Raw genomic sequence first — 23893 nt, forward strand, 5'->3', positions numbered from 1 at the left:
GCGAAGGATGAGAAGCAACGACTTCTACGGTTGTTTGGCTATGGCGAGCATCTTGCGCATGAAGTCGTCCTGCGGGAAATCTTCTAAATACTTTTCCATTTGCGCCTGGGCTTCTTCGTATTGCCTGGCGTTGATCAGGCGCAGAACCAGAGCCTTGCGCGGAGTGGCGTTGAAGGGATCGAGGGCTACGGCTTTTCTGGCGAGCGAGACGGCTTCTTCGGGTTGGTTTTTCTGGTCGGATATGTCGGATAAATCGGCGTAGACGGCAGGCTGGGCGGGGTCGAGTTGCAGGGACCGCTGCAGGTGTTCGCTGGCCTGGTCGAGCTTGCCGCCCTGTAGATCCTGATGGCCGAGCGAGGCTTGAACGATGGCGTTTTCCGGGGCCGTTTTTTCGAGTGCGCGCAGGGTTCGGAGCCAGGATGCGGCGTATTCGGGCTTTTGATCTTTGAGCTGATCGTAGGCCTGCAGGAGCGTGATCGCGGGTGGTGGAGCGGTGTTGCCCGGAGAGTGATTGAGATAAATTACATCGGGCAGGGCGGCGGTTGTCTGCTCAAAGACGGCGTCTGGGTAGGGCTCGTCGATGGTGGTGACGATGCGGTGGTTGGTGATGCTGCTATGGCTGAGCGCGGGGTTTTCGTGCTGGGGCATGTGGCAGCCGATGCAGTTGTCTGCCGCGGTGGTGGCTTGTCGCGCGGCCTTTGGCGCTTTGCAGCTTTGCTCGGTGTGGCAGCTCAGGCATTTGCCGTTGAAGAAGGCTGGAGCCTCTTCTTTGGCGGGCTCGATGTGGGGATCATGGCAGGTGATGCAGCGCATTTGCTGTGCCTGCGGCTTGGTGATGCTGGCGCGGTAGCACTTGCTCATGATCATGGAGTAGTAGTGCTGGGCGTGGTCGGGGCTGGGCGGATCCTGGCGTGTGGGCGGAATCATGAGGATGGCCATGATGCGGTCGAGCGGTTGACCGGGCCGGAAATCCTGATAGGTTTTGCCGGACTGGAAAACACGTGCATCCCCGGTCTGATGGCAGGACATGCAGATGTCGTCTGACAGAGCGGTGGCGAGGTGTGCAGGGTTCACGATTGTCGGGTCTTTGCCTTTTTCGTAGGAGTCTCCCTGGCCCATGGCTTCGACGTGTGCGGCTCCGGGGCCGTGGCAGTTTTCGCAGCCGATTGCGGTCTGGGTAAATGGTGGAGATTGGTATTTGCCCATGGATTGCGGGATGGGCTGAGAGCGGCCTGCGTGGCAGAAGATGCAGCCGGGGGCGATCAGCCGGCTGAAGCCGTAGTCCCCTTGCTGATAACCGGGCGAAAGGTTCCAGAGTCTGGTGCGCGGGTAGTAGGAGAGCGGCGCCTGGAAGAGATATCCGTCGTGGGTGATGAGGCCGCCGAGGCCGTTGGTGTTGGTGCCGATGATCCACTCGATGGAGTGGGTGTTGCGAAAGACTTCCTTACCTGCGTCGGGACCGGTGGTCTGGAGCTGGTATTCGCTTTGATAGAGCTTGCCGTCTTTGGCGAAGGATTGATACCAGCGGTCGAGGGCCTGGTTATAGACGGGCTGCGAGGTTGGAAGAGTGCGGATGAAATCCGGGGTGACCGGGGTCAGAGAACGGCCCATGGTGGTGTGGGTGAAGTGGTTGTAAATCTCGGCATGGCAGCGGGAGCAGGCGAGCGCGCCGACATAGCCATCCGATTTGGCAGGCGTGCTTTTGTCTGGTGTGCTTTGCGCGGTGGCTTGTGGGGCGGGAAACAGCGCTGCGATTGCTGCGAGGACGAGCATTCTGATTGCCAGTACGCGCACTCTGGCGGCCAGCCCGCGGCGGGTTGTGGGTGTCGAGAAGAGGCATTTTCTGACAGGCGCAAGGCGGGCGGCGAGGGCTGAGTTCATAGTGGCTTTGAATGGAATTTCATGGTCGGATTTCGTGAGCAATTGGAATAATCATTGAAAAAATCAGATTAGACGCAGCGGGAAATCTATTCTCTGGCCATGGCGAGCATCTTACGCATGAAGTCGTCTTCGGGGAAGAGCTGGAGGTACTTCTCCATTGCTGCCTGGGCCTCTTCGTAGTGTTTGCCGTTGATGAGGCGGAAGACGAGAGTCTTTTGCAGGGCGGGTACGAAGGGATCAAGGAGGATGGCTTTCTTCTGGGCGGCGATGGCTTCTTCGGGCTGATTGGCCTGGTCGTATGCTTCGGAGAGATCGACGCAGGCTTCGGTCTGGGTGGGGTCGAGTTGCAGGGATTGCTGCAGGTGAGAGATGGCTTGCGGCAGGTTGTGGTCCTGGAGGTCGCGGTGGCCCAGCGCGGCCTGTACTAGCGCGTTGCGGGTGGTGGTGGTTTCCAGTTCCGAGAGAGTTTTGAGCCAGGATGCGGTGTAGGTGGCGGCGTACTGCGGCTTCTGCTTGAGGATGTCGGCGTAGGCTTGCAGGCGGGTCAATGCTGAGGCTGTTGCTGAGGGGGGTTGAGCAGAATCGCTGGCTCGATTGAGATGAATCAGGTCGGGCATGGCTGCTGAGGTTTGCTGGAAGGCTGCGTCTGGAAATGGTTCGTCGGGGCGGGCGAGGATGCGGTGGTTGGTGATGCTGCTGTGAGAGATCACGACGACATCGCGTTTGGGCATGTGGCAGCCGATGCAATTGTCCGCGGGGGATGTGGCCTGGCGCACGGCTTTGGGGGCTTTGCAGCTTTGCGCGGTGTGGCAGGTGAGGCATCGGCTGTTGAAGTATGCGGGGGCCTCGGCGGTGGTTGGTTCAATGTGCGGATCGTGGCAGGTGATGCAGCGCATCCGCTTGTCTTCAGGCTTCGAGAGGCTTGCACGGAAGCACTTGCTGAGAGACATGGAGTAGTAGTGCTCGACGTGATCGTCCTGGGGGGGATTTTCGCGGGTGGGCGGGATCTGAAAGATGGAGACGGTCTTGTCCAGAGGCTGGCCGGGGCGGAAGTCCTGGTAGGTTTTGCCGGGTTGCAGGACGCGGGTATCGCCGGTCTGATGGCAGGACATGCAGATGTCGTCGGATAGTTTCGCGGTGAGGCGGGCGGGGTTGACGATGGTGGGATCTTTACCTTTGGCGTAGGAGTCGCCCTGACCCATGGATTCGACGTGGGCGGAGCCGGGGCCGTGGCAGTTTTCGCAGCCTACGGATGCCTGGGTGAAGGGCTGAGCCGCATATTGGCCGGGATGGTTGGCTATGGGAACGGGGCGTCCGCTGTGGCAGTAGAGGCAGCCGGGCAGGAGGATGCGGTTGAAGCTGAGCGCTTCGTTCTGGTAGCCGGGGGAGAGTTGCCAGTGGGCCGCTTTGGAGTAGTAGGAGAGCGGCGCCTGGAAGAGATAGTCGTCGCGGCGCAGGAGTGCTCCAAAGCCGTTTTCGCCGGTACCGATGATCCATTGGAGTTGGTGGGTGTTACGGAAGAGCTGCTTGCCGGCTGCGTCGGTTTCGGATTCGGATTGGTAGAGTTTGCCGTTCTCGATCTGAACGGTGAATTGATGACCGGTTTTGGGGTCGGTGAAGCTGGCTGGGGCCTGGATGGTTTTCAGGTACTCCGGCGTGATCTGGGTGAGGGAGTGGCCCATGCTGGCTTGGGCGAAGTGATTGGCGATTTCGAGGTGGCAGCGGGAGCAGGCCTGGGTGTCTACGTAGGTTGGGGGTTTCTGGGCCGGTTTCTGAGCAGGTTTCTGGGCTGAGGATGGGATGAGTGCGAGGAGGCTTAGGAGAGCGATGGTTGCGGATTGGAGGCGGTTGGCCATCGATAGAACACAATCGCAGGTTGGTGTTGGGGATGTCCAGAGGGTTGGTTTTTGGGGTTGGTGGAGAGGGAGATTTTCTTTGGGAATGACAGATGCAAAGGCAAAGGTAACGGCAGAGGCTAAATGCTAACAGCAAATTCCCTGCGGGAATGACAGACAGAACTGCAAGTGCAAAGGCAAGTGCAAAGGCAAGTGCAACTGCAAGGGCAAAGGCAACTGCGATGGCTGAGGTTGATTCTGTTTGTTGAGCTACTTCATTCCGTCGAGGATGCTGCCTACTATGCCACCCATGACTCCGCCTTGCACTGTTTCTCGTTCGCCGGAGGGTAGGTAGGGGGCTAGTGCATGGGCCAGGCGCGGCAGGGGCAGGGATTGCAGCCAGACTCGGCCGGGGCCGGTCAGGGCGGCGAGGAAGAGGCCGTCGCCGCCGAAGATCATGTTCTTGATGCCGGGGACGCGGGTGATCTGGAAGGAGACGCTGCTTTGAAATGCTCCGACGTGGCCGGGGTGGACGCGGAGGGTTTCGCCGGGGGCGAGATCTTTGGTGATGACTTCGCCGGAGAGTTCGAGCCAGGCGGTGCCTACGCCACTGACTTTCTGGAGCAGGAAGCCGTCTCCGCCGAAGATACCTGCGCCGAGAGATTGCTGGAAGCCGACGCCTAGCTGGATCTGCGGGGTGGCGCATAGGAAGCCGTGGCGATGGATGAGGTAATCGTGGCCGGGCTGCACTTCAACGGGCAGGATGTGGCCGGGGACTTTGGCGGCGAAGGCGATTTCGCCGGGTGCTCCCCAGGCGCGGTACTCGGTCATGAAGAGGCTGCCGCCGCCTGCGACGCGCTTGAGGGCGCCGAAGAAGCCTCCGCCGCCGGCCATCTGGGTGTGGGTGGTCATCTGGATGGAGCTGGTCATCCAGGAGAGCTCGCCTGCCTCGGAGATGATGGTGTCGTTGGGTTGGAGGAGAAATTCCAGGACGGGCATGGTGGTGCCGAGGATGCGGGATTGCATGGGTAACTCCTGACCCGGACGGGCGTATTCAGGGGAAGTATACATCTGGGCTGTTTGGGATTGGGTGGGATTTGCTTTGGGAGGGAGGGTCGGGATGGCTTGGGGTACGGCAGGTTTCCTTCGGGAATGACAGACAGAAGGGCAAGGGCAACTACAACGGCAAAAGCAAGGGCAACGGCGAGGGCTAGGGCAACTGGTTTTTTCTATCTGGACCGCGCGATTGGTTGCGCGGTCCAGATGTGTTCACTTTTGTTTCGTTCTTTACTTTTGGGATTTGAAGGACTTGTCTGGGTAGGGTGGGGGGTTGGGAACTGGGCGCGGGTCTTGCTGGATCTCTTGTTTGAGCAGGTCCAGGGCGGATTGCAGTTGGGCGTCGGAGCCGGTGAAGCCGGCGTGGGGCAGATTTTCGACGGTTATGTCGGGTTCGACGCCGCGGCCCTCGATCAGCCACTTCCCTTCCGGGCCGTAGACGCCGATTTCGGGTGCCGTGGCGATGCCGTTGTCGGCCTGCTGGTTATCGAAACCGAGCCAGACTTCGCCGCCCCAGGTGCGGGTGCCGATAACCTTGCCGAGTTTCAGGCGCTTGATGCCTTCGGTGAAGGCTTCGCCGTCTGAACCGGTATTCTCGTCGCAAAGCACGACAATATGTCCGCGGAAGGCACCTTGCATGTTCCACGACGGTGCACCAACGCGCGGCTGCCAGTACATCCAGGCCTGACGGAGGAGCTTGCCGAGGAGCCATGAATCAATGTTTCCGCCGCCGTTGTGACGGACGTCGATGATGAGGCCCTGGCGGTTGAATATGGGGTAGTAGTCGCGAGCCCACTGGTCAATGTCTCCCGAACCCATGGCGCGGAGATGGACGTAACCGATTTGCTCGTTGGAGCTTTTTTCGACCTCGATGCGACGGGAATACTCCCACTCGCTGTAGCGCAGGTTAGACTCCTGGCCGGTAGAGATGGGGGTGACGAGGAGTTGCCGTTCGGTGCCTGTGGCTGACTTGACGCCGAGAAGCACGGGTGAGCCCGCTTTGCCGCGGAGCAGTACGCGCTCGTCGGGCACGGAGAGCGTGGGCTGGCCATTGATGGAGACAATGATTTCTCCGTCGGCTACGTGCGAATCGGGGCGGGCGAAGGGTGGCGCTTCGTTGGGAAGGTCTGGATCGTGGAGATAGACGTGCTCGACAACGTAGCCGCCTGCTTTTTCATCGCGACGTAGCTGCGCGCCGAAACCGGCGAGATCGATATCGTCCTCGGGCTGGCGCTGGTCGCCGCCGAAGACGAAGGTGTGCAGTACGGAGAGTTCGCCGACCATCTGGTCGATGACGTTGTTGAGTTCGTCCCGGTTTGAGACGCGATCGACGAGCGGCAGGTAGCGGTCACGCATTGCGGGCCAGTCGACACCGTGCATGTGGCGATCGTAGAAGTAGTCGCGGTGCATACGCCAGGCGTCGAGAAAGAGGCCGCGGAATTCCTGGCGGGTGTCTGTGGAGAAGCTCCAGCGTGCGAAGTTGATGGCAGCTTTGCCCATCATCTTGGAGTCGCTGGTGGATTTTGTGTCGGAGTCCAAGATATAGAACTCCTGATCCTTTTGCACCAGCATTTTTTTGTGGTCGGCGGAGATTTCATAGCCGCCAACGCCGCTCATGACGGTGTCGGGCTCATCGCCTTTATTGGCGATGTCGAGGCACTCAAGGGAGGACTTGTCTGGAGCTCCTTCGGGTATGTCGAGCCAGCAGAGACGCTTCTCAGCGGTCTGGAGAGAGTTGTAGTTGCCGGCGGGCACGGGGACTTCGCTGAGGCGCGAGGCTAAGTCGGTGAAGTCGATCTTGACCTCTGCGGGCTTCTTTTTATCGTCGGCGGAGTCTTTGTCTTTATCCGCCTTATCCTTGTCCGCTTTTTCGGCGTCTTTCTTTGCGGCATCAGTGGATTTGCCGTCGGTTTTCTTTGCGTCTTCGGCTTTCTTTTCTTCCTTCTTCTCTTCTTTTTTGTCTTCTTCTTTCTTTTCTGCGTCCTCGGGGTGCAGCTCGTCATAGGGCAGGAAGGGTGAGCGCAAGCCGGTGTTCAAAGCCAGTTGATAGATTTTGACGGTGTGGTCGAAATGCGGATCGGGCTGACGCGCTCCCCACGGCGAGGGAACGGTTGTCTTGAGCGAGCGATCGGAGAGGTAGTAGAGCCATTTGCCGTCGGGCGTCCAGGTCGGATTGCCACTGTTGTAGCGATCGGAGGTAACGGCCTGGATGGCTCCGGTCTCGACGTTGAGGATTTTGATCTGCTGAAACTGGTTGGCAGCGGTTTCTCCATAGGACAGCCAGCGGCTGTCGGGAGACCAGGAGAGATCGCCGAAGTCGCCGTACATGGATTGACCGATGCGCTTTTCGGTCTTGTTTTTGATGTCGTAGATCCAAAGCTGCTGGTCGCGGTCGTGGTGGGCGAGCCATTTGCCGTCGGGCGACGGAACACCTTCGGTGCGCTGGACCTTGGAATCATTGGTCCATTGCTCGGCTTTGCCGATGCCGTTGGCTGGATACTGCCAGAATTCGGTTTCGCCGCTCTCGGTGGAGATGGCGAGGATGCTTTTGCCGTCGGGAAGGAAGCGCGCATCGCGATAGCGTACGGCGGAGCCGTCTGCGATCTTGATGGTGCGGCCGGTTTTGGCGGCGGGCAGGGTGAAGACCTCACCCCGAGCTGTGAAGACTGCACTCGATCCATCGGGCGAGATATGGAAGCCGGTGAGGTAGTCGAGCGGCTTTTTGGTCCAGTGCTCGCGAAGCTGGTCGTAGTCGGAGCTGATCCGGATGGGGACGATCTCTTCGTGGCTGGTCTTGAGGTCGAGGAGCCAGATGTCGGCACCGCTCGAATAAGCGACGCGGCCATCGGAGATGGAGGCGGTCTGGACGTCGAAGATCTTCTGGTGGCTTTCCTGCTTGAGTTCTTTGCCCTCGGGGTTCATCGACCATACGTTCATGATGCCGTCGCGGTCGGAGAGGAAGTAGACGCGGCCATTCCAGAACATGGGGTTGTGCGAGGTGCCTTCGTAGTCCGCAGTGAGAGGAGTGGCTTCGCCCTGGCCGTTGAAGCGCCACAGGTTCTCAGCAGTACCGCCTTTGTAGCGCTTGGTCGAGCTGGACTGCTTGTTCCAGCGGGTGAAGAAAAGCGTGTGGCCGTCAGACGAATAGGCTCCTTCGGCGGCGGTGGAGAGAGGAAGAATCTCGATCTGGCCTTTGTTGCCGATGAGAACAATCTTCGAGCCGGGCAGAGTGGAGTAGCGTCCTGTGCCGACGATGAGACGGCCGTCGGGCGTCCAGCCCTGGGGGTGGGCATCGCCGTCCCAGGTGCGCCGCTCGGGGACGCCGCCGTTGAGCGGCATGGTGTAGACCTCGCGCGGGCCTTCGTATTGGGCGGCAAAGGCGAGAGTCTGGCCGTCGGGCGAGATGGCGGGCATGGATTCGAGGCCGCTGTTGGAGGTAAGGCGTCGGGCAAGGCCTCCCTGGACGGGGACGGACCAAAGATCGCCTTCCGATCCGAAAACGATTGTGTCGCCGTGAATGGCTGGGGAACGATAGTAGCCGGGCTGTGTTTTCGACGAATTGGACGGGGTATGCGGCGAGTTGTCAGGAGAGCCATTGGTGGCGGCGAATGCAGAAGCGATGCTTATAAGGCCAAGTGCGATGGCCGGGGCGGCATGGCGGAGAGCTTTTGAGGTGAGCATAGGTAAGGGGTAGCTCCAATTCAGTCGAGTCAGTATTTTTCGGGTGCTGCGGGCGCAGGAATATTCGAAAACATAAGGGGTCGAGCCCCTGGCCACGAATGCACAGGCATAGCTTCGTTCTTGAGAGGAAGGATAGCACTCCGGTTGGCTTGCCCCGGATTGAAATTCGTCAGCGCAGGATTTCGTTGAGGGGTGGTTCCTTTGCGTCGGGGAGAGCTACGCCGAGAATTTTAGCGATGGTGGGAGCGACGCGGAGGTTATCGATATTGCCGAGGGCGATGCCGGGTTTGACGGCTGCTCCGGAGGCGATGAAAAGCGATTGCATGTCAGGCATGGAGTTGAGATAGCCGTGCGTTCCACGTGCGGGATTATCGCTGACGACCGGCCCGGAGGTGTTGTCGTCGAAGGCGTAGTTGGGAGCTGCGGCGAGATAGAGTTGCGGGGCCTGGTTGGTGTCGGCTTCGGCGGGGATGCCGAGGGCGCGGGCTTCTTCATTGGTGTAGACGTGTGCGATGCCGGGGATGCCGGCGAAGTAGGTCTTGAGTTTTGGGAGGAGCTCGGCGCGGCGGTTTGGATCGCGGATGAAGAGTTCGGCTACTCCGCCCTCGGCCTTGACCCAGACATCGCCGTGGAAGGTGCTTCCTTCTTTGCGGATCAGGCCTTGTTCTATAAGAGCGACGTTGGGATTGATGCTGTGGGTGTAGGTTGCGAAGCCATGATCGGAGACGATGATGAAGGTGGTGCGGTCGAGGATACCGGCTTTGCGGGCGGCCTCGACGACGCGGCCCAGGCAGTGATCGGCGTAGGCATAAGCAGCGTAGGCGGCGTTGGTCAGCGGGGCGTATTCATGCTGCACCGTGTCGGTCTGGAGCAGGTGAAGGAGCAGCAGGTCGGGCCGATGTTTTTCGATGATGTCGATGGCGGCGTCGGTCCAGATCTGGTCGCGCCATGCGGGGGTACTGTCATCGCCGAAGTGTTCAACCTGATCGGGAGTGACGAGGCCCTGGGCGATGAGTTCCTGCGGGATCTGGGAGTGGATGTCGGGCTTTTCGGCGAAGGACCAGCGGACGCCTTTGGCTCCGTAGATGGCGACCCAATCCACCTGGCCGGTGGTCAGACCTTTTTCTGCGGCTGCTTCGTAGAGGGTGCGGGCGTGGACGAGTTTGTCCTTATCGACCCAGGGCTCGACTGTTGGTGCGCTGCCGTCGGCGGGCTGGACGATGAGTCCGTTGGCCATGACGAAGTGATGGCTGGCGTCGACGCCGGTGATCATGGCGGTGTGGTTCGGCCAGGTGACGGTGGGGTTGATGGGGCGCATCTCGGTCGCGGCAGAGCCGGAGGCGGCGAGCGAGCGCAGAACGGGCATGGGAAGGCGTGGGTCCTTGAGAGCGCGGGCGGGAAAGCCGTCAATGCTGACTACGATCACGATTGGTTTGGCTGCTGGAGTTTGCGACCAGCTTACGGTGCCGGCTAGTAGAGCAGTGAGGACGGATGCGCGGAACGTGTGGAGGATCAAGGCGCGGTTCCCTTCAATCGAACTGCTTCTGATTCTAGATTGTCGGGGTGGTGTTGAATCTGGGGTTAGTAGCGGATGTCTTTGTAGAAGATGATGTGTGTTTCGAGATACCAGGCGGCGAGGAATAGAACGAGCATGGTGCCGGTGCTCCAAAAGAAGATCTGGACGGGGAATGTAGAGGCCAGACTCTCTGAAGTGTTGCTGTGAAGGGACCCGGCGGTGGGTGTGCTTTTGCGGAAGATTTCGCCGCTCAGGAAAGAGATAACAGCGGCCAGGGCGAGGATGCCGATGATGTTCCATAGGCGGGCTTCGAGGTTGGTTTCTGTGCCGAGGAAGGCGGCGTGGAAGACGGCGCAGAGGGAGACGATGCTGGCGAGGAGGGATGCGGGTTTGGCTAGCTCAAGGAGCATGGGGCTTGCCTCATTTTGCAATTATTTTAGCGCTGAATTTGGCCAGATGATTATAATAAATATTGTATAAACCAAGGGCGTCGACTAAGCAGGGTTCAAATGCGATCCCGTAAAGGCTCAACAGGTTCTGGGGAAATCCACTTTGAAGGGGATTCTCTGGAAGTGCTTTCGGCGTTTCCTTCAGGAGTGAAACAGGCGCTGGGGTTTTCGCTTCGCCAGCTTCAAATTGGGAGAGAACCGACGTGCCAGACACTCAGCATGAGTTTTATCGGAACTGGTGTTTACAAATTGAAAGAAGCTGATGAGCGGACGTGGTACCGAGCTATCTACCTCTCGAAAGTAGACAACGTTATTTACGTGCTGCATTGCTTTTAGAAAGACAGCCGTAAGACGGATCGACGGGATATTACGATTGCCAGTCCGCGATTGAAGTTAGTGAGGCAGCGCATTCAGGAGCAGAAGGTATATGAAAAGCGAAGCGAAAAATAAGCCGACTCGCGTCGTGAAGGGGAATGTCTTCGATGCGCTGGGGTTTTCTGCTTCGGAGGCGAGTGCGCTGAGAGTCAAGGCAGAGATACTTTCTGCCATTCTTGAACATGTGCAAGTAGAGGGTTACACGCAGGCGCAACTGGCGAGTTTGCTGGATGAGTATCAGCCATCGGTGAGCAATTTGTTAAAGGGGCGGATTGCTCAGGTGAGTATTGAGAAGCTGTTGCGGTATGCGGATCGGTTGCAGCTTGAGACGAGCATTACTGTGCGATCTGGGCGAACAAAGACTACTAGGGCAAGAACTAAGCTACCTTCAAGGAAAATAGGGTCTGGGAGTCGTCAGCTAGCTGCACTCTAACTTTCTCAGATGGTTTGATCATCGCCCATTCCAGATTGCGTCCTTAATCGAGTCGGGGTCGGCAGAGCTTCCCAGAAGGATAAACTCGCGAGATCTTCTCGTATTCGTAGTGATGGTGACTCGACCGCTGTGCAGAATGCCGCCCATACCCCATTTGGATTTGTAACTGCTCTCGACGGAGACGATGCTCGAACGGGCTATGCAAAATCCGCCGCTTAACTCAGAGAGTTTTCGGATCGCGGCCAGATCTTGCGTCAACTCCCTATCCAAGGTCATTTCGACCAAAGGCTGAAAGTAATCTCGATCAGCATTGCTAACCGGTCCCGAAGCTTTCCATCCATAGAGAGCGTTGGGGGTTGAGAAGACAACGAAAGTGCGGTTCAGGATGAGCCAGAAGTACTCCATTGCAACAAAGCTGGAGGCTGGCAACGGAAGCCGATCCGCATCGGAGGCCTCGTTGGAGAGGATATCCAGAGCTGGAGCGCGACGGGTCAGGGTCCAAAAGCTATATAGAAAGAATCCAAAGAAGCTAATGGCGGCGACTAAAACGGTAAATTCGACTGTTCGGGGCAAGTTTAGAGTGCCTGCCCGGTGCGACAAGCTCTTCACGTAGGCGAGACATGGCCCGACTATGATGGCACCAACAGTGAAGATGGCTGAAAGACGTAATGCAAGAATTGCGCTTTGTCGAACACGATTTTCAATGCCTGGCATATTGAATTTAGTTTGACTTGATCGGATGGGAGTTGTCTATTTCAGGCGGCTGGGATACTGGCGATTGCCTCCTCTTTATTGCTCAATTCTGCAGCGAAATCGTTAAATCCGTAGAATAGGAGTGTTATGGGTTTTACGGAACGGTTTGATGTGGCGGTGGTGGGGGCTGGGCATGCTGGGTGCGAGGCGGCTATGGCGGCGGCGCGCATGGGTTTGAAGACGGCCATTATCACCATGAATCTGGATTTGATTGCGCAGATGTCGTGCAATCCGGCGATTGGCGGCATTGCCAAGGGGCACCTGGTGCGCGAGGTGGATGCGCTGGGTGGCGTGATGGGCGAGGTGGCGGATGCTGTGGGTATCCAGTTTCGGCTGCTGAATACTTCGCGGGGGCCTGCGGTCTGGAGTCCTCGGGCGCAGTGCGACAAGGCGCTGTATCGCGTGAAGATGCGCGAGGTTTTGGAGAATCAGCCGAACCTGTTTATCAAGCAGGCTGAGGCTGTTGACTTAGTCCTGGAAGAAATTGATGGCGCAGATTTGTTATCCCACCCTGGGATTTCTTCGGACGTGGAATATTCAAAGCCCAAGCAGCGGGTGCTTGGGTTGAAGTTGCGGGACGGGCGGCAGCTTTTGGCTGGGGCTACGATCATCACCACCGGCACGTTTTTAAATGGGCTGATTCATTGTGGTGAGGAACGGTATCCGGCGGGGCGGAGCGGCGAGCCTGCGAGTGTTTTGCTGGGCGAGGCGTTGCGGAGGCTGGGGTTGCGGACTACGCGGTTGAAGACTGGGACTCCGCCGAGGCTGGATGGGCGGACGATTCGCTGGGAGGCTTTTGAGGAGCAGCCGGGCGATGTTGATCCGACGCCGTTCAGCTTTCGCACGACAAAGATTGTGCAGCGGCAGATCAGTTGCCACATTGCGTATACGACTCCGCAGACGCTGGAGATTATTCGCGCAAATGTGAGCCGGTCGGCGATGTATTCAGGGGCGATTGAGGGGATTGGGCCGCGTTATTGTCCTTCAATCGAGGACAAGATTGTGAAGTTTCCTGAGAAGACGCAGCACCAGTTTTTCCTGGAGCCGGAGGGGTTGAACACGCACGAGGTATATGTGAACGGCATGTCTACTTCGCTGCCGATGGAAGTGCAGCAGGAGATTGTGCGTTCGATACCGGGGCTGGAGAATGCGGAGATGCTGCGGCCGGGATATGCGATCGAGTATGACTCGGTGGATGCTACGGAGCTGGATCGGGCCTTAAAGGTCAAGAGCATGGAAGGCCTTTATCTTGCCGGGCAGATCAACGGGACGAGCGGCTATGAAGAGGCGGCTTGCCAGGGCATTATGGCGGGCATCAATGCCGCGCTGAAGCTGAAGGGCGAGAAGCCATTTACGCTGGATCGCACTGAGGGTTATACGGGGATTTTGATTGACGATCTGATCTCGAAGGGGACGAACGAGCCTTACCGGATGTTCACTTCGCGGGCGGAGTTCCGGCTGCATTTGCGGATCGATAATGCGGACCGAAGGCTTACTCCGTATGGGCGGAAGCTGGGGCTGATTGGCGATGAGGCGTGGGCTGCATATGAGCAGAAGCAGGCGCGGATGGCGGCGTTGACGCAGTTGCTTACGACGAAGAAGGTGGATGCCGCGGGGCTGGCTGTTGCTGCTGCGGAGATTGATTTTGCGGCGGTGCCGGGGCAGACCTGGGCGCAGTTGTTGAAGCGGCCCGAGGTGCAGATTGAGTCGGTGCTGAAGGCTCTTGCGGCGGAGCTTTCGAGTGATGATTTGTTGCGTGATTATGTGGCGGATGCGGACGGGACGCGTTTGACTGCGGTGCCTCGCAATGAGGCTCGTGCGGTGGAGACGGAGATCAAGTTTGCCGGGTATCTTGAGCAGCAGAAAAAGGCCATCCAGAAGCTGAAGGAAGCTGAGGGCGTGACGATTCCAGAATGGCTGAATTACACGACGATCAGTGGGCTTTCGCGGGAGATGCAGGAGACGCTGGGACGGGTGAGGCCGCAGACGATTGGGCAGGCGAGCCGGATTCCAGGGGTGACTCCGGCGGCGCTGGGGCTGGTGCATGTGAGTATTCGCGTGCAGGGCAAGGTCCAGGGCAAGGCTGGCCAGCTAGCGGGTTAATGCCCTGTTTGCTGGATTGGCTGGGGTGGTTTGGGTCGAGTGCTGGTTTGAGTTCAAGGATGATTTTTCTTCGATAGATTTTGTTGGGCTGGGCGGGTAGGCTGGTGGGACTATGAGTTCCTCTTCTTCGCTTTCCAGACGTACATTTTGTGTTTTGCTGGCTGGGGCTGGTGCGCAGCTCTGTGTGCCTTCTCGGCTTTCGGCTGAGGAGTTCTGGGGTACGCCTGGACAGCGGTCCTTTCCGAAGTTGCCGGATTCGGCGCGGCCTTATGTGCTTTGGATGTGGATGGGGCACAACGTGAGTGCGGCGGGGATTACGCGCGATCTTGAGGCGATGCACGAGGCGGGGATTGGCGGGGCGACGATCTTCAGCTTGTCGGACACGGTGACACCGACGGCGGGGGCGATTCGGAAGAGTCCTACGCCGGAGATTGTTACGTTTACGGAGCCGTGGTGGGCGCTGGTGCGTCATGCGGCGGAGGAGTGCAGGCGGCTGGGGCTGGAGCTGATTCTGCATAACTGCGCGGGGTATGAGAGCAGCGGCGGTAAGTGGATTACTCCGGAGCTCTCGATGCAGGAGGTTGTGTGGTCGGAGCAGAGGGTTGCGGGTGGTTCGCGGGTGCATCTGACGCTGGAAAAGCCGAAGGTCGATCCGCATCCGCATGACCAGTTTCCTGCGACTTACATTCCCTCGGAGGACAAGGTTGCGCCGCCGTTGGTGGAGGCGCGGCAGAGTTACTTTCGAGAGATTGCGGTGCTGGCGATTGCGGCCGATGGGGTGGTTGGCAGGGAACGGATTGTCGATCTTTCAAAACAGATGAATGCGGCGGGTGAGGTCGATTGGGATGCGCCTGCCGGAGCTTGGTCGGTTTATCGATTTGGGCATACGACTACGGGTGGGATGATTCAACCGGCGCAGTGGGAGGCGATAGGGCTGGAGTGCGACAAGATGAGCCGCGAGGCGGTGACGTTCCACATTGAGCATGTGCTGGGGGAGATTCGGAAGCACCTGGGTGAGCTGATGGGATCGACGCTGACTACCCTTTACTTCGACAGCTATGAGGCGGGAAACGCGACGTGGACGCCGAAGATGCGGGAGGAGTTTCGTGCGCGGCGTGGCTATGAGATGACGCAGTGGCTGCCGGTGCTGGCGGGGCGCGTGGTGGAAAGCGCGGCGGAGACTGCGAAGTTCAAAGAGGATTTTCAGCGGACGATTGAGGATCTGTATCGCGACTGCTATTGGGGCACGCCGGGGCCGCTTATTCGCGAGGCGGGGATGAAGTTTGTGGCGGAGCCATATGAGGGTCCGTGGGAGATTGGCGAGGTGGTGAAGTCGCTGGATATCCCGGCGGTGGAGTTCTGGACGGATAACGGGCGCTATTCGCCGTGGGATCTGGAGCCGGTGGTGAAGGCGGCGCGGAAGGCTGGCGACACATTGATTGTGGCGGAGGCTTTTTCAACGCAGCCGGAGTTTGCGCGGTGGACGGAGCATCCGGCGTGGCTGAAGCCGGTGGGGGATGGGGCGTTTTGCGCGGGGGTGAACCGGGTGAATGTTCACCATTTTGTGCAGCAGGCGTGGGATGCGAAGTATCAGCCGGGCAACGTGATGGGGCAGTGGGGCATGCACCTGGGACGCTACCAGACCTGGTGGAAGCCGGGACGGGCGTGGCTGAACTATCTGTGGCGCTGCCAGGCGCTTTTGCAGCGCGGGGAGTATGTGGCTCCCTCGGCGGAGACGAGTTTGGTGGTGGCTACGGACGATCCTGGAGTCGGGCCAGGGTTGCATAGCATTCATCGGCGGGATCGACAGGATGGTGGAACAGAGATTTATTTTGTTGCGAATCAGGAGTGGCGGGCTGGGCAGGTGGAGTGCACGTTTCCGGTGAAGGGGATGCAGCCGGAGCTTTGGGATCCGGTGGCGAATACGGTGCGGGATCTGACGGAGTTTCGGCAGACGGCGAATGGGACGAGTTTTGGGCTGGAGTTTGCGGAGACGCAGAGCTATTTCGTGGTATTTCGGCGGACGATTGCGGCGGGTTTTGCGGGGAAAGGCAAGCCGGGTACGGACTTCCCTGCTCTGAATTCCGGCCCGGAGTTGGCGGGACCGTGGCAGGTGAGCTTCGATCCGAGGTGGGGTGGTCCGGCAGCGGTGCAGTTTGATTCGCTGATGGATTGGACGACGCACAAGGATGCGGGCATTCAGTATTACTCGGGGATGGCGGTTTATTCGAAGGAGATTGAACTGGAAGCGGCACCGGCGGGGCGCAAGGTTTACCTGGATCTTGGGGTGGTGAAGCATATCGCCGAGGTGACGTTGAATGGGAAGAATCTCGGCGTGGTTTGGACGGCCCCGTGGAGAGTGGATGTCACGGACGCGATGCGGCCCGGGAAGAATCGGCTGGAGATTGCGGTGACGAATGTCTGGGCAAATCGACTGATCGGGGATGAGCAGCATCCGTCGGATGCGGAGTGGAGGATGGGTGATCCGGATGCGAAGAGCGGGGCTTTTATGCGCGAATTTCCAGACTGGTTCCTGAAGGATGAGCCGCGCCCGGTGAAGGAGCGGCTGACGTTTACGACCTGGAACTACTTTACGAAGGATTCCCCGTTGGAGACTTCGGGATTGATGGGGCCGGTGACGGTGATGGTCGAGGCAGAGTAGTCCAAATCGTAACGAGAGCGAAGGATACTCAGGCAATCTGGGCAGGGCTTTCGCGCAATTTGCGGCGTGCCCTACGGATTGGTCTGAGGGGACTTGTCGCCTTTTGAGAAGAGTGGGATGTGGAAGGGAAGTTCGGCCTGAGATTTGGTTTTGGGAGCTTTGGTCCTGGCGTTCGGGACTTCCTGACGGATGAGTGTGCGCTGCGCGTTGAGGCAGACCCAGTTGCCGTGCTGGCGCTGGAAGACGTGGGTGAAGACGCCTCTATCCTCGACCGCGCCATTGACCGTCTTGTGTTTGTACGAGTAGGTGCCGTTGGCTACGGCTATGTCTCCCAGTACGCGGACGGTAATGACGTGCAGGTCTGTGGTGGCGGTCTTGTCTTCCTGGTTGATGACGGCGACTACCTGCTGGTTGCGGCTGGTGATGTCTCCGTAGGCAGAGATGTCGACGAAGAGTGGGGAGAGCACGAGTTCGAGACCGTACTGATCACGCTGATTCAGGGCGGTGCTCCATTTGTCTTCGACTTGCTGTAGTTCGCGGATTTCTGGGCTTTCGGCGGACGCGGCGAGGGATTGGCCAGGTTGGTTTGCCGATACCTCTGGAACGGAAGTCTGAGCGAATACGGAGCTTGCTCCAAGAGCCAAAAGAACAGGTGCTACATACAGGAAATGCTTCATAAGCGGGTACTCCTATAGACGATCTTACTGCTCAAGGGTTAGAGGACGGTGAGCGGGCCTGTATCTATTTGGAGGAAATGGACGTTTGGTGACCTGTTTTGCGAATTCTTCACAGGTACGCTCGCGCCGCGATTTTTCGTACACTGACTGGGATGGCTTCGACTCCCAGCTTTTCTATCGACAATGGCCTGCCCTCTAACATTGATGCTGAGAGGACGATTCTCGGCGCAATTTTGCTGGAGAATCATGCGCTTTCCGAGGCGGAAGAGAGGCTGACTCCGGATGATTTTTCGCTGGATTCGCATCGGCGTATCTACCAGCGGATGACCGAGCTGGGCGGCGAAGGTCATGCGATCGACCTGGTTACGGTGGCGCATGAGCTATCGAAATATAAAGAGCTTGAGTCGGTTGGGGGTGTGGCCTATCTGGCCTCGCTGACGGAGGGGTTGCCGCGCCGGCCAATCATCGACGAGTACATTCGTATCGTCAAGGATAAGAGTCTCTTACGGCAGTTGATGCTGATTTGCTCGGCGGCGATTGCGCGGGCCGCGGATCAGAGCGAGACGGCGCTGGATGTTTTAAATGCCGCTGAATCGCAGTTGCTGGAGGTTGGCGAGAAGAGTATTTCGAAGGGGCTGGCGAGCCTTGAGGATATTGTCGCCGGGTCATTCGGGTCGATTGACAATCTTTACCAGCAGGCGCGTGAGGTTACCGGACTTGAGACGTACTTCACCGAGTTCGACAAGATGACCAGCGGGCTGCAAAAGGGTGAGTTGATCATTATTGCGGCGCGGCCCTCAATGGGCAAGACGGCGTGGGCGATCAACATTGCGCAGAATGCGGCGGTGCGGGGCAAGGCGGTGGTCGCTGTCTTCTCGCTGGAAATGTCGAAAGAAGCGCTGTTGCGTCGTATGCTGGCGAGCCAGGCGTGGGTTGACCAGCGCAAGTTGCAGACGGGCTTTTTAGGGCGCGACGATCAGGACAAGCTGCGCACGGCGCTTGAAGACCTGGTGGAGTCGAAGATGTTTATCGACGATACGCCGGGAATTTCGCTGGCCGAGATGCGGGCCAAGGCGCGGCGGTTGAAGCAGACATCGGGTGGCGCGCTGGATCTGATCGTGGTGGATTACCTGCAACTGATGACGGCTTCGCTGCCTTCGCAGGGTGGGAAGCGGTTTGAGAGCCGGACGCAGGAAGTTTCGGCGATTTCGCGCGGGTTGAAGGCTCTGGCGAAAGAGATGGATGTACCGGTGATTGCGCTTTCGCAGCTTTCGCGTGCGAGTGAGCGCCGTGGGGATGACAAGAAGCCGTTGCTGAGCGATCTGCGCGAGTCGGGTTCGATTGAGCAGGACGCGGACGTGGTGGCGTTTATTCACCGCGAGAGCTATTACAACCGCGACAAGGAAGAAGACCCCGACAAGAACAAGGCGGAGATCATTATTGCCAAGCAGAGAAACGGGCCGACGGGGTCGGTAGATCTGGCGTTTCTATCGCAGTTTACGCGGTTTGAGAATCTGGATACTGTGCACGACGGGCAGTAAGAAGATTCGCAACGATTCCTGAACCGGTGGGTGGAGAGGGACTTGAATGGACGCGATTCAGAAACTTATCCAGGCTATTTCTTCGCTGCTCTGGCCTTTGATTACGATCGGGCTGCTGCTCAGCTTCAGACCTGCAATTGCTGCCATCATTGAATCCGCCAAGTCGCGAAAGTTTACGCTGAAGATTGGCGGGCAGGAACTGACGATGGAAGAGGCGAACCAGGTTCAGCAGAATCTAATTGCGGATCTCCAGGCCAGGGTTACTGAGATTCAAAAGGAACTGGCAGGCTCGGGAAACCCGGTTTTCTCGGAAAGCCCGGTTTTGCCGGGTCTGGTTGCGCCTGCTGCTTCTTCTAATGTGGAGCGGATCGCGAGTGAAACTGCCGCGGAGCCGCGCAGGATTTCGAGGATTCTGTGGGTGGACGATAACCCTAAAAATAATAGTTATTTTATTCAGCGGCTGACGGACAGGGGCGTTCATGTGGATCTTGCCGAGTCGACTTCTGCGGGTATAAAGCTTTTCAGCTCGGAGAGCTATGACTACATCATTTCCGATATGGGCCGCCGGGATGGCCTGAACTATCGCTCTACGGCGGGGATCGAGCTTTTGAGGCTGATCCGGGATAAGAGCAAGACTGTTCCTTTTGTGTTCTTCAGCAGCGCGAGCGCGATGCAGGCTCATGGCGCGGAAGCTCTTAGTCTGGGCGCGACGGCGTTTACGTCTTCGCCGACGGAGTTGTTTGGGATGCTGGATGCTGCGACTACTACGACGACTGCTACATCCAAGGGGCAGGCTTAGGGCAGAACATTTCTTTTGATTCTTGAGTTGATGCTTTCTATTGCTGCAGGTGGTGGGCGAAGAAGGCTGTTTCTGCTGCGTAGGCTTTTAGCCAGTCGCGGTGGAGGAGGAAGTCGTGAATTTCGTCGGGGAAGATGAGTTCATCGACGGAGACCTGCTGCTTGCGAAGGGCGGCTGCGAGTTTGGGCGTTTGCGAAAACTGCACGTTGCGGTCGTCGTCGCCGTGGATGAGCAGGACGGGCGAGCGCCAGGTGGAGACGGATGAGATTGGCGAGGATTCATAGGCGATGCGGGAGCGATTGGGGTCGGCTGTGGGGTCGTAGCTGGTGTTCCAGTTGCCGAGCTCGATGTTCCAGTCGTGGACGCCGTGGAAGTCGACTCCGGCGCTAAAGAGGTCGGAGGCGCGGGCTAATGCGAGCGCGGTGAGGTAGCCGCCGTAGCTGCCTCCCCAGGAGCCGATGTGGGCTGGATCAACATCGGGCCGGTTGCGGAGATAGAGGCCTGCGCCGAGGACGTCGTTGAATTCGCTGGCACCGTCTGCGCCATAGTTGAGGGCTTCGCGGAAGTTGAGGCCGTAACCGATGCCGCTGCGGTAGTTGACGCTGAGCACAACATAGCCCTGGCTGGCGAGGTATTGGTTCATGCCATAGGCGTTGTTGTAGTACTGCATGTAATGCCAGCCGAGAAGCATCTGCCGGCGCGAGCCTCCGTGGAAGAAGACGAGTGCCGGATGGCGGGTGGTGCTGGAGGCTGGCGGCAGGAAGAGCTGGCCGTGAATCTGCATGCCGTCCGCGGAGCTGAGGATGACTTGTTGCGGGACGACGAGACTGGCGGCGGGAAAGTCTTTAGGGATGGCTTCAGGGTTGAGGTCAACTAACTGATTGCCGGTTACGATGGCGGGCCGCATTGGCAGGCGCGCATCGGAACGGAGAACGGCTACGGTCCGATTGTCGCTGACGAGGATGGGTGTGACTTCGATGCCTTCGCCGCGGGTGATGGCTTTTGGTTTGCCGATTGTTTGCGATGAGACGGCGAGTTTCCAGATGTGGCGGCGGTCGATATCTTTAGAGTCTGCGGCAGAATCTCCGGTGCCTTGATTTGAGGAATAGACGAGTTCGGTGCGGTCTTTGCTGAGATTGGTGTGCTCAACTTCGAAGTCGCCGGGGGTGAGCAGGGTTGCTGTTCCGCCGGAGGTTGGCACGGCGTAGAGATGGAGCCAGCCGTCGAGTTCGCTGGGGAAAACGATCTGGCTGGCTGCGGTCCAGAGGAGTTGGTTGTCGGAGGCCAATGCGCGGAAGACGCTGCCCTGGCCTGCGGCGGCTTTCCATATTTCGTGACTTTGTATCTCATTGCTCGGGATGTCATGGTTTTGGCCAGTACCCATGTCGGCTATGCGAATGGACCACGGGGTGATGGCGGTGCGGCTGGGGGCGAACAGATAGTCGTCGTCCGTGGTGGCGGTGCGAATGAAGGCTATTTGCCTGCTATCTGGTGACCATGCGGGTTCCATGTCGCTGTCTGCGCTGGGGCTCAGGTAGGTGAGCGATTTTGCCCCGAGGTCGTAGACGCCGATGAAGCCGTCGTTATCGCGGGTGCTGACGAAGGCCAGTTTGCTGCCGTCGGGCGAGAGGCGCAGGCTGCCGATGCTGCCTCGGGTGTGGAGGAGCTGTTCCGGCTTGGGCTGCGGAGCTTTGCCTGCAGCCAGTTTGACCATCCAGAGCTGATTGTTGCTGATGTAGATAAGGGCGTCGCCGCTGCTGGTGAAGAGTGGGGCGCGGCCTTCGGCGACCTTTGTCGATTGGCCGGATTTTATGTCAACCAGGAAGATTTCGGGGCTTACTCCGCCGGGGAGCAGGGCGGGATTGGCGGCGGGTTTGTTGGGGGCTTCGAAGTCGGTGCCTCGGGCGTAGGCGATCTGCTGTGCGTCGGGGGACCAGGCTACGTTGCCGAGTTCGATGCCGTCGTCTTCGGTGTACTTCGTCAATTGGCGGGCGGTGTATTTGCCGTTGGCTGGGTCAGCGATCCAGAGATTACGCCGGCCTTCGGCGTCGGCGATCCAACTGATGCGATTGAGGGCGGGTGCGGCCTGGAGTTCAGAGGGGAATGGGGCGCTGAGGACTTGCGGAAGGGTGAATGGAGCCTGCGCGCTGGCCGCGATGGCGAGGAGGATCGGGGCAGCAAAGGATGCAATGCGGAATGAGTTGGGCAAGTCCGGACTCCTTGATGCTATGTCGGGATGCTTTCATTCGGGTGGGGAAATGTCTAGAAGGGAATTTGGGGGGGGTGCAAGGGCAACGCAACAGCAGATTTCTTTTCGAGAATGATGGCTGGGAAGGCAAGGGCAACTGCAAAGGCAAGGCAACAGCAAAGGCAAGGGCAACAGCAGATTCCCTTCGGGAATGACAGCCAGAAAGGCAACAGCAACGGCAAAGGCAAGGGCAACAGCAACGGCAACTGCAAAGGTAACGGTTGGGACGGTGGGATTTGTTTATTTCGCCTGAGCTGGGCAAAGTTTGCCCAGCTCGGGTTGGTGTCTATTTTGGGGAGGGTTTAGGCGCGGCCGGCGAATTCGTGGGTTTCGGTGGAAACTTTGATTTTTTCGCCTTGTTTGATGAAGAAGGGGACTTTGATCTCGATGCCGGTTTCGAGCTTGGCGGGTTTGGTGACGGCTCCGCTGGCGGTGTCGCCGCGGACGCCGGGCTCGGTGTAGGTGACTTCGAGCTCGACCTGGGCGGGAAGTTGGAGGCCGATGGGGTTGCCGTTGAACTTGTGGATCTGGAGGATGGAACCTTCGAGCAGGAAGTCGAGGGCGTCTCCGACCATATCGCGGTTCAGGGTGAGGGTTTCGAAGCTGGCCTGATCGAGGAAGTAGGAGCCGTCGCCATCGGTGTACAGGTAGGAGGCTTCGTCGAGTTCGAGATCGGGTTCTTTGAATTTGTCCTGCGCCTTGAAGGTTTTGTCGAAGACGGCGCGGGTGATGAGGTTGCGCATCTTGAGGCGAACGAGAGTCTGGCCTCCGCGTGCTGTGGGGGTGGAGATTTCCGACTCCAGGCAGTAGAACGGAGCGTTTTCGAATTCGAAATACATCTTGCGCTTGATATTGATGGCTTCGAGCAGGGCGGCCATGATTTACCTCAGATTTGTCCGGTGCAACTGATGTGCAGGGGAATGATGCAGCCCTGTCAGGATATCAGGCTACTGCTGCAGGAGGAGTTGCAGGGCCTCGCGGGCGTTTTGCAGGCAGGTGCGGGATTCGTCTTCGGAGAGCAGTCCCTGGTGGACGGCTTTTCTGCCGATGTCGTTGACCTGGTTGGCGAGCCTGGGGAAGGCTGGGTCGATACCGGTGGCGATGAGGTTGTTGTTCACCTCGTGGAGCAGGTTGCCGAGGGTGGCGGCGTTCCGATAGCGGGCGTGGATGAGCTTGCTGAGAGCGTCGGGGAGCTTTTGCTTGATGGCTTCTTCGAGGACGCTGCGGCACATGACGGCGCAGGCAGTGAAGAGAGCGAAGAAGTAACAGCGTGTGGCTTCGTCTAGGTAGCGGTCGGCTTCTTCAGAGGATGGAGATGCGACGACGCATTCGCGCAGGTGGGTGGCGCGTGCCACGGCTGGTTCTACAAGATCGAGAAACTCGGCGGCTACGGCGGCGCGGAGCAGGTCGTTCTGGCTGCTGTCGAGTGCGCGCTGGATGGATTTCCAGGCTGGTGTGTGGATGTCGCTGCCTGCGTGTTGCAGGTGGGTGAGCGAGGTGAGGCGTTGGCGCGCGTGCTGAATGAAACCGTACTGCATCTCGTGGGCGAGGTGCTGCCATTCTTCGATGAAGGCAGTGGGGCTGGATTGATAGCGGTGCCAGAGTTCTTCATAGACAACGGCGGGAAGGACGTCCTGAAGCTGGGCAAAGCGTCCGGTGCGGGCCAGCTCTGCGATGGCGGAGGAGAATTCACGGCCGGGAGCGCTTTTGTCAGCCATTTTGAGGAGCAGGTTGCTGAGCTGGTCGATTTCGATAGCCATGTACCGCTCCCAGTTCGCAGTTTAGAGGCGGGAGGGTTGTGGCGGGGCTTATGAGCAGGAAGAATTGTCGAGTGATTGCCGGAGTGGGAATCGGAGATTCGAGCAGGAATAATAGGGATTTTCT

At 58.7% G+C, this 23893-nt stretch carries 17 protein-coding genes; 6 read left to right on the forward strand and 11 right to left on the reverse strand.

Annotation, left to right across the window (positions count from 1 at the left end; translation table 11 throughout):
* Positions 1–24: 24 nt before the first annotated feature.
* From OHL19_RS02295 to OHL19_RS02320, 6 genes are all read right to left on the reverse strand, one after another.
* Entirely contained in the window at positions 25–1881 is a 1857-nt protein-coding gene (locus OHL19_RS02295; protein WP_263355966.1) for a hypothetical protein, read from the reverse strand.
* An 86-nt stretch (positions 1882–1967) separates the two neighbouring features.
* A complete protein-coding gene (locus OHL19_RS02300) occupies positions 1968–3737 on the reverse strand; it encodes a tetratricopeptide repeat protein (protein WP_263355967.1) in 1770 nt (589 codons plus the stop codon).
* 249 nt (positions 3738–3986) lie between these two features.
* Positions 3987–4742, reverse strand: a complete 756-nt coding sequence (locus OHL19_RS02305; RefSeq protein ID WP_263355968.1) for a TIGR00266 family protein — start codon at positions 4740–4742, stop codon at positions 3987–3989.
* Positions 4743–5003: 261 nt separating this feature from the next.
* Positions 5004–8453 (reverse strand): S41 family peptidase, encoded by a 3450-nt coding sequence (locus tag OHL19_RS02310; RefSeq protein ID WP_263355969.1) that lies wholly within the window; start codon positions 8451–8453, stop codon positions 5004–5006.
* A gap of 169 nt (positions 8454–8622) precedes the next feature.
* A complete protein-coding gene (locus tag OHL19_RS02315; protein ID WP_263355970.1) occupies positions 8623–9969 on the reverse strand; it encodes an alkaline phosphatase family protein in 1347 nt (448 codons plus the stop codon).
* 65 nt (positions 9970–10034) lie between these two features.
* On the reverse strand, positions 10035–10379 hold the full coding sequence (locus OHL19_RS02320) for a hypothetical protein (protein ID WP_263355971.1): 345 nt from the start codon (positions 10377–10379) through the stop codon (positions 10035–10037).
* Between the two features lie 99 nt (positions 10380–10478).
* Between OHL19_RS02320 and OHL19_RS02325 the strand changes: the two genes are divergently transcribed.
* Together OHL19_RS02325 and OHL19_RS02330 are read left to right on the forward strand one after the other, a co-directional pair.
* Entirely contained in the window at positions 10479–10754 is a 276-nt protein-coding gene (locus tag OHL19_RS02325) for a type II toxin-antitoxin system RelE/ParE family toxin (protein ID WP_263355972.1), read from the forward strand.
* 91 nt (positions 10755–10845) lie between these two features.
* Positions 10846–11226: a helix-turn-helix domain-containing protein gene (locus OHL19_RS02330; protein ID WP_263355973.1), complete on the forward strand. Its 381-nt coding sequence runs from the start codon at positions 10846–10848 to the stop codon at positions 11224–11226.
* A gap of 18 nt (positions 11227–11244) precedes the next feature.
* Here OHL19_RS02330 and OHL19_RS02335 read toward each other — a convergent pair whose 3' ends face one another.
* The gene (locus OHL19_RS02335; RefSeq protein ID WP_263355974.1) at positions 11245–11799 is read right to left on the reverse strand and encodes a hypothetical protein; all 555 of its coding nucleotides are present in this window, start codon (positions 11797–11799) and stop codon (positions 11245–11247) included.
* 267 nt (positions 11800–12066) lie between these two features.
* Between OHL19_RS02335 and mnmG the strand changes: the two genes are divergently transcribed.
* Together mnmG and OHL19_RS02345 are read left to right on the forward strand one after the other, a co-directional pair.
* A complete protein-coding gene (gene mnmG / locus OHL19_RS02340) occupies positions 12067–14082 on the forward strand; it encodes a tRNA uridine-5-carboxymethylaminomethyl(34) synthesis enzyme MnmG (RefSeq protein WP_263355975.1) in 2016 nt (671 codons plus the stop codon).
* Positions 14083–14194: 112 nt separating this feature from the next.
* On the forward strand, positions 14195–16744 hold the full coding sequence (locus OHL19_RS02345) for a glycosyl hydrolase (protein WP_263355976.1): 2550 nt from the start codon (positions 14195–14197) through the stop codon (positions 16742–16744).
* Between the two features lie 71 nt (positions 16745–16815).
* Here the strand turns inward: OHL19_RS02345 and OHL19_RS02350 are convergent, their stop codons facing one another.
* Entirely contained in the window at positions 16816–17421 is a 606-nt protein-coding gene (locus OHL19_RS02350) for a nuclear transport factor 2 family protein (RefSeq protein ID WP_263355977.1), read from the reverse strand.
* 152 nt (positions 17422–17573) lie between these two features.
* On the opposite strand from OHL19_RS02350, the gene dnaB reads away from it, so the two are divergent.
* Complete coding sequence (gene dnaB, locus OHL19_RS02355) at positions 17574–18962, forward strand: replicative DNA helicase (protein WP_263356794.1); 1389 nt, start codon at positions 17574–17576, stop codon at positions 18960–18962.
* Positions 18963–19008: 46 nt separating this feature from the next.
* The gene (locus OHL19_RS02360; RefSeq protein ID WP_263355978.1) at positions 19009–19761 is read left to right on the forward strand and encodes a response regulator; all 753 of its coding nucleotides are present in this window, start codon (positions 19009–19011) and stop codon (positions 19759–19761) included.
* A 37-nt stretch (positions 19762–19798) separates the two neighbouring features.
* Here OHL19_RS02360 and OHL19_RS02365 read toward each other — a convergent pair whose 3' ends face one another.
* The 3 genes from OHL19_RS02365 to OHL19_RS02375 form a co-directional block, all read right to left on the reverse strand.
* The gene (locus tag OHL19_RS02365) at positions 19799–21970 is read right to left on the reverse strand and encodes a S9 family peptidase (RefSeq protein WP_263355979.1); all 2172 of its coding nucleotides are present in this window, start codon (positions 21968–21970) and stop codon (positions 19799–19801) included.
* Between the two features lie 341 nt (positions 21971–22311).
* Entirely contained in the window at positions 22312–22887 is a 576-nt protein-coding gene (gene efp / locus OHL19_RS02370) for an elongation factor P (protein WP_263355980.1), read from the reverse strand.
* Positions 22888–22956: 69 nt separating this feature from the next.
* The gene (locus tag OHL19_RS02375) at positions 22957–23769 is read right to left on the reverse strand and encodes a DUF4145 domain-containing protein (RefSeq protein WP_263355981.1); all 813 of its coding nucleotides are present in this window, start codon (positions 23767–23769) and stop codon (positions 22957–22959) included.
* Positions 23770–23893 lie beyond the last annotated feature (124 nt).

The sequence above is a fragment of the Acidicapsa ligni genome, assembly GCF_025685655.1.
Classification (GTDB): Bacteria; Acidobacteriota; Terriglobia; order Terriglobales; family Acidobacteriaceae; genus Acidicapsa; species Acidicapsa ligni.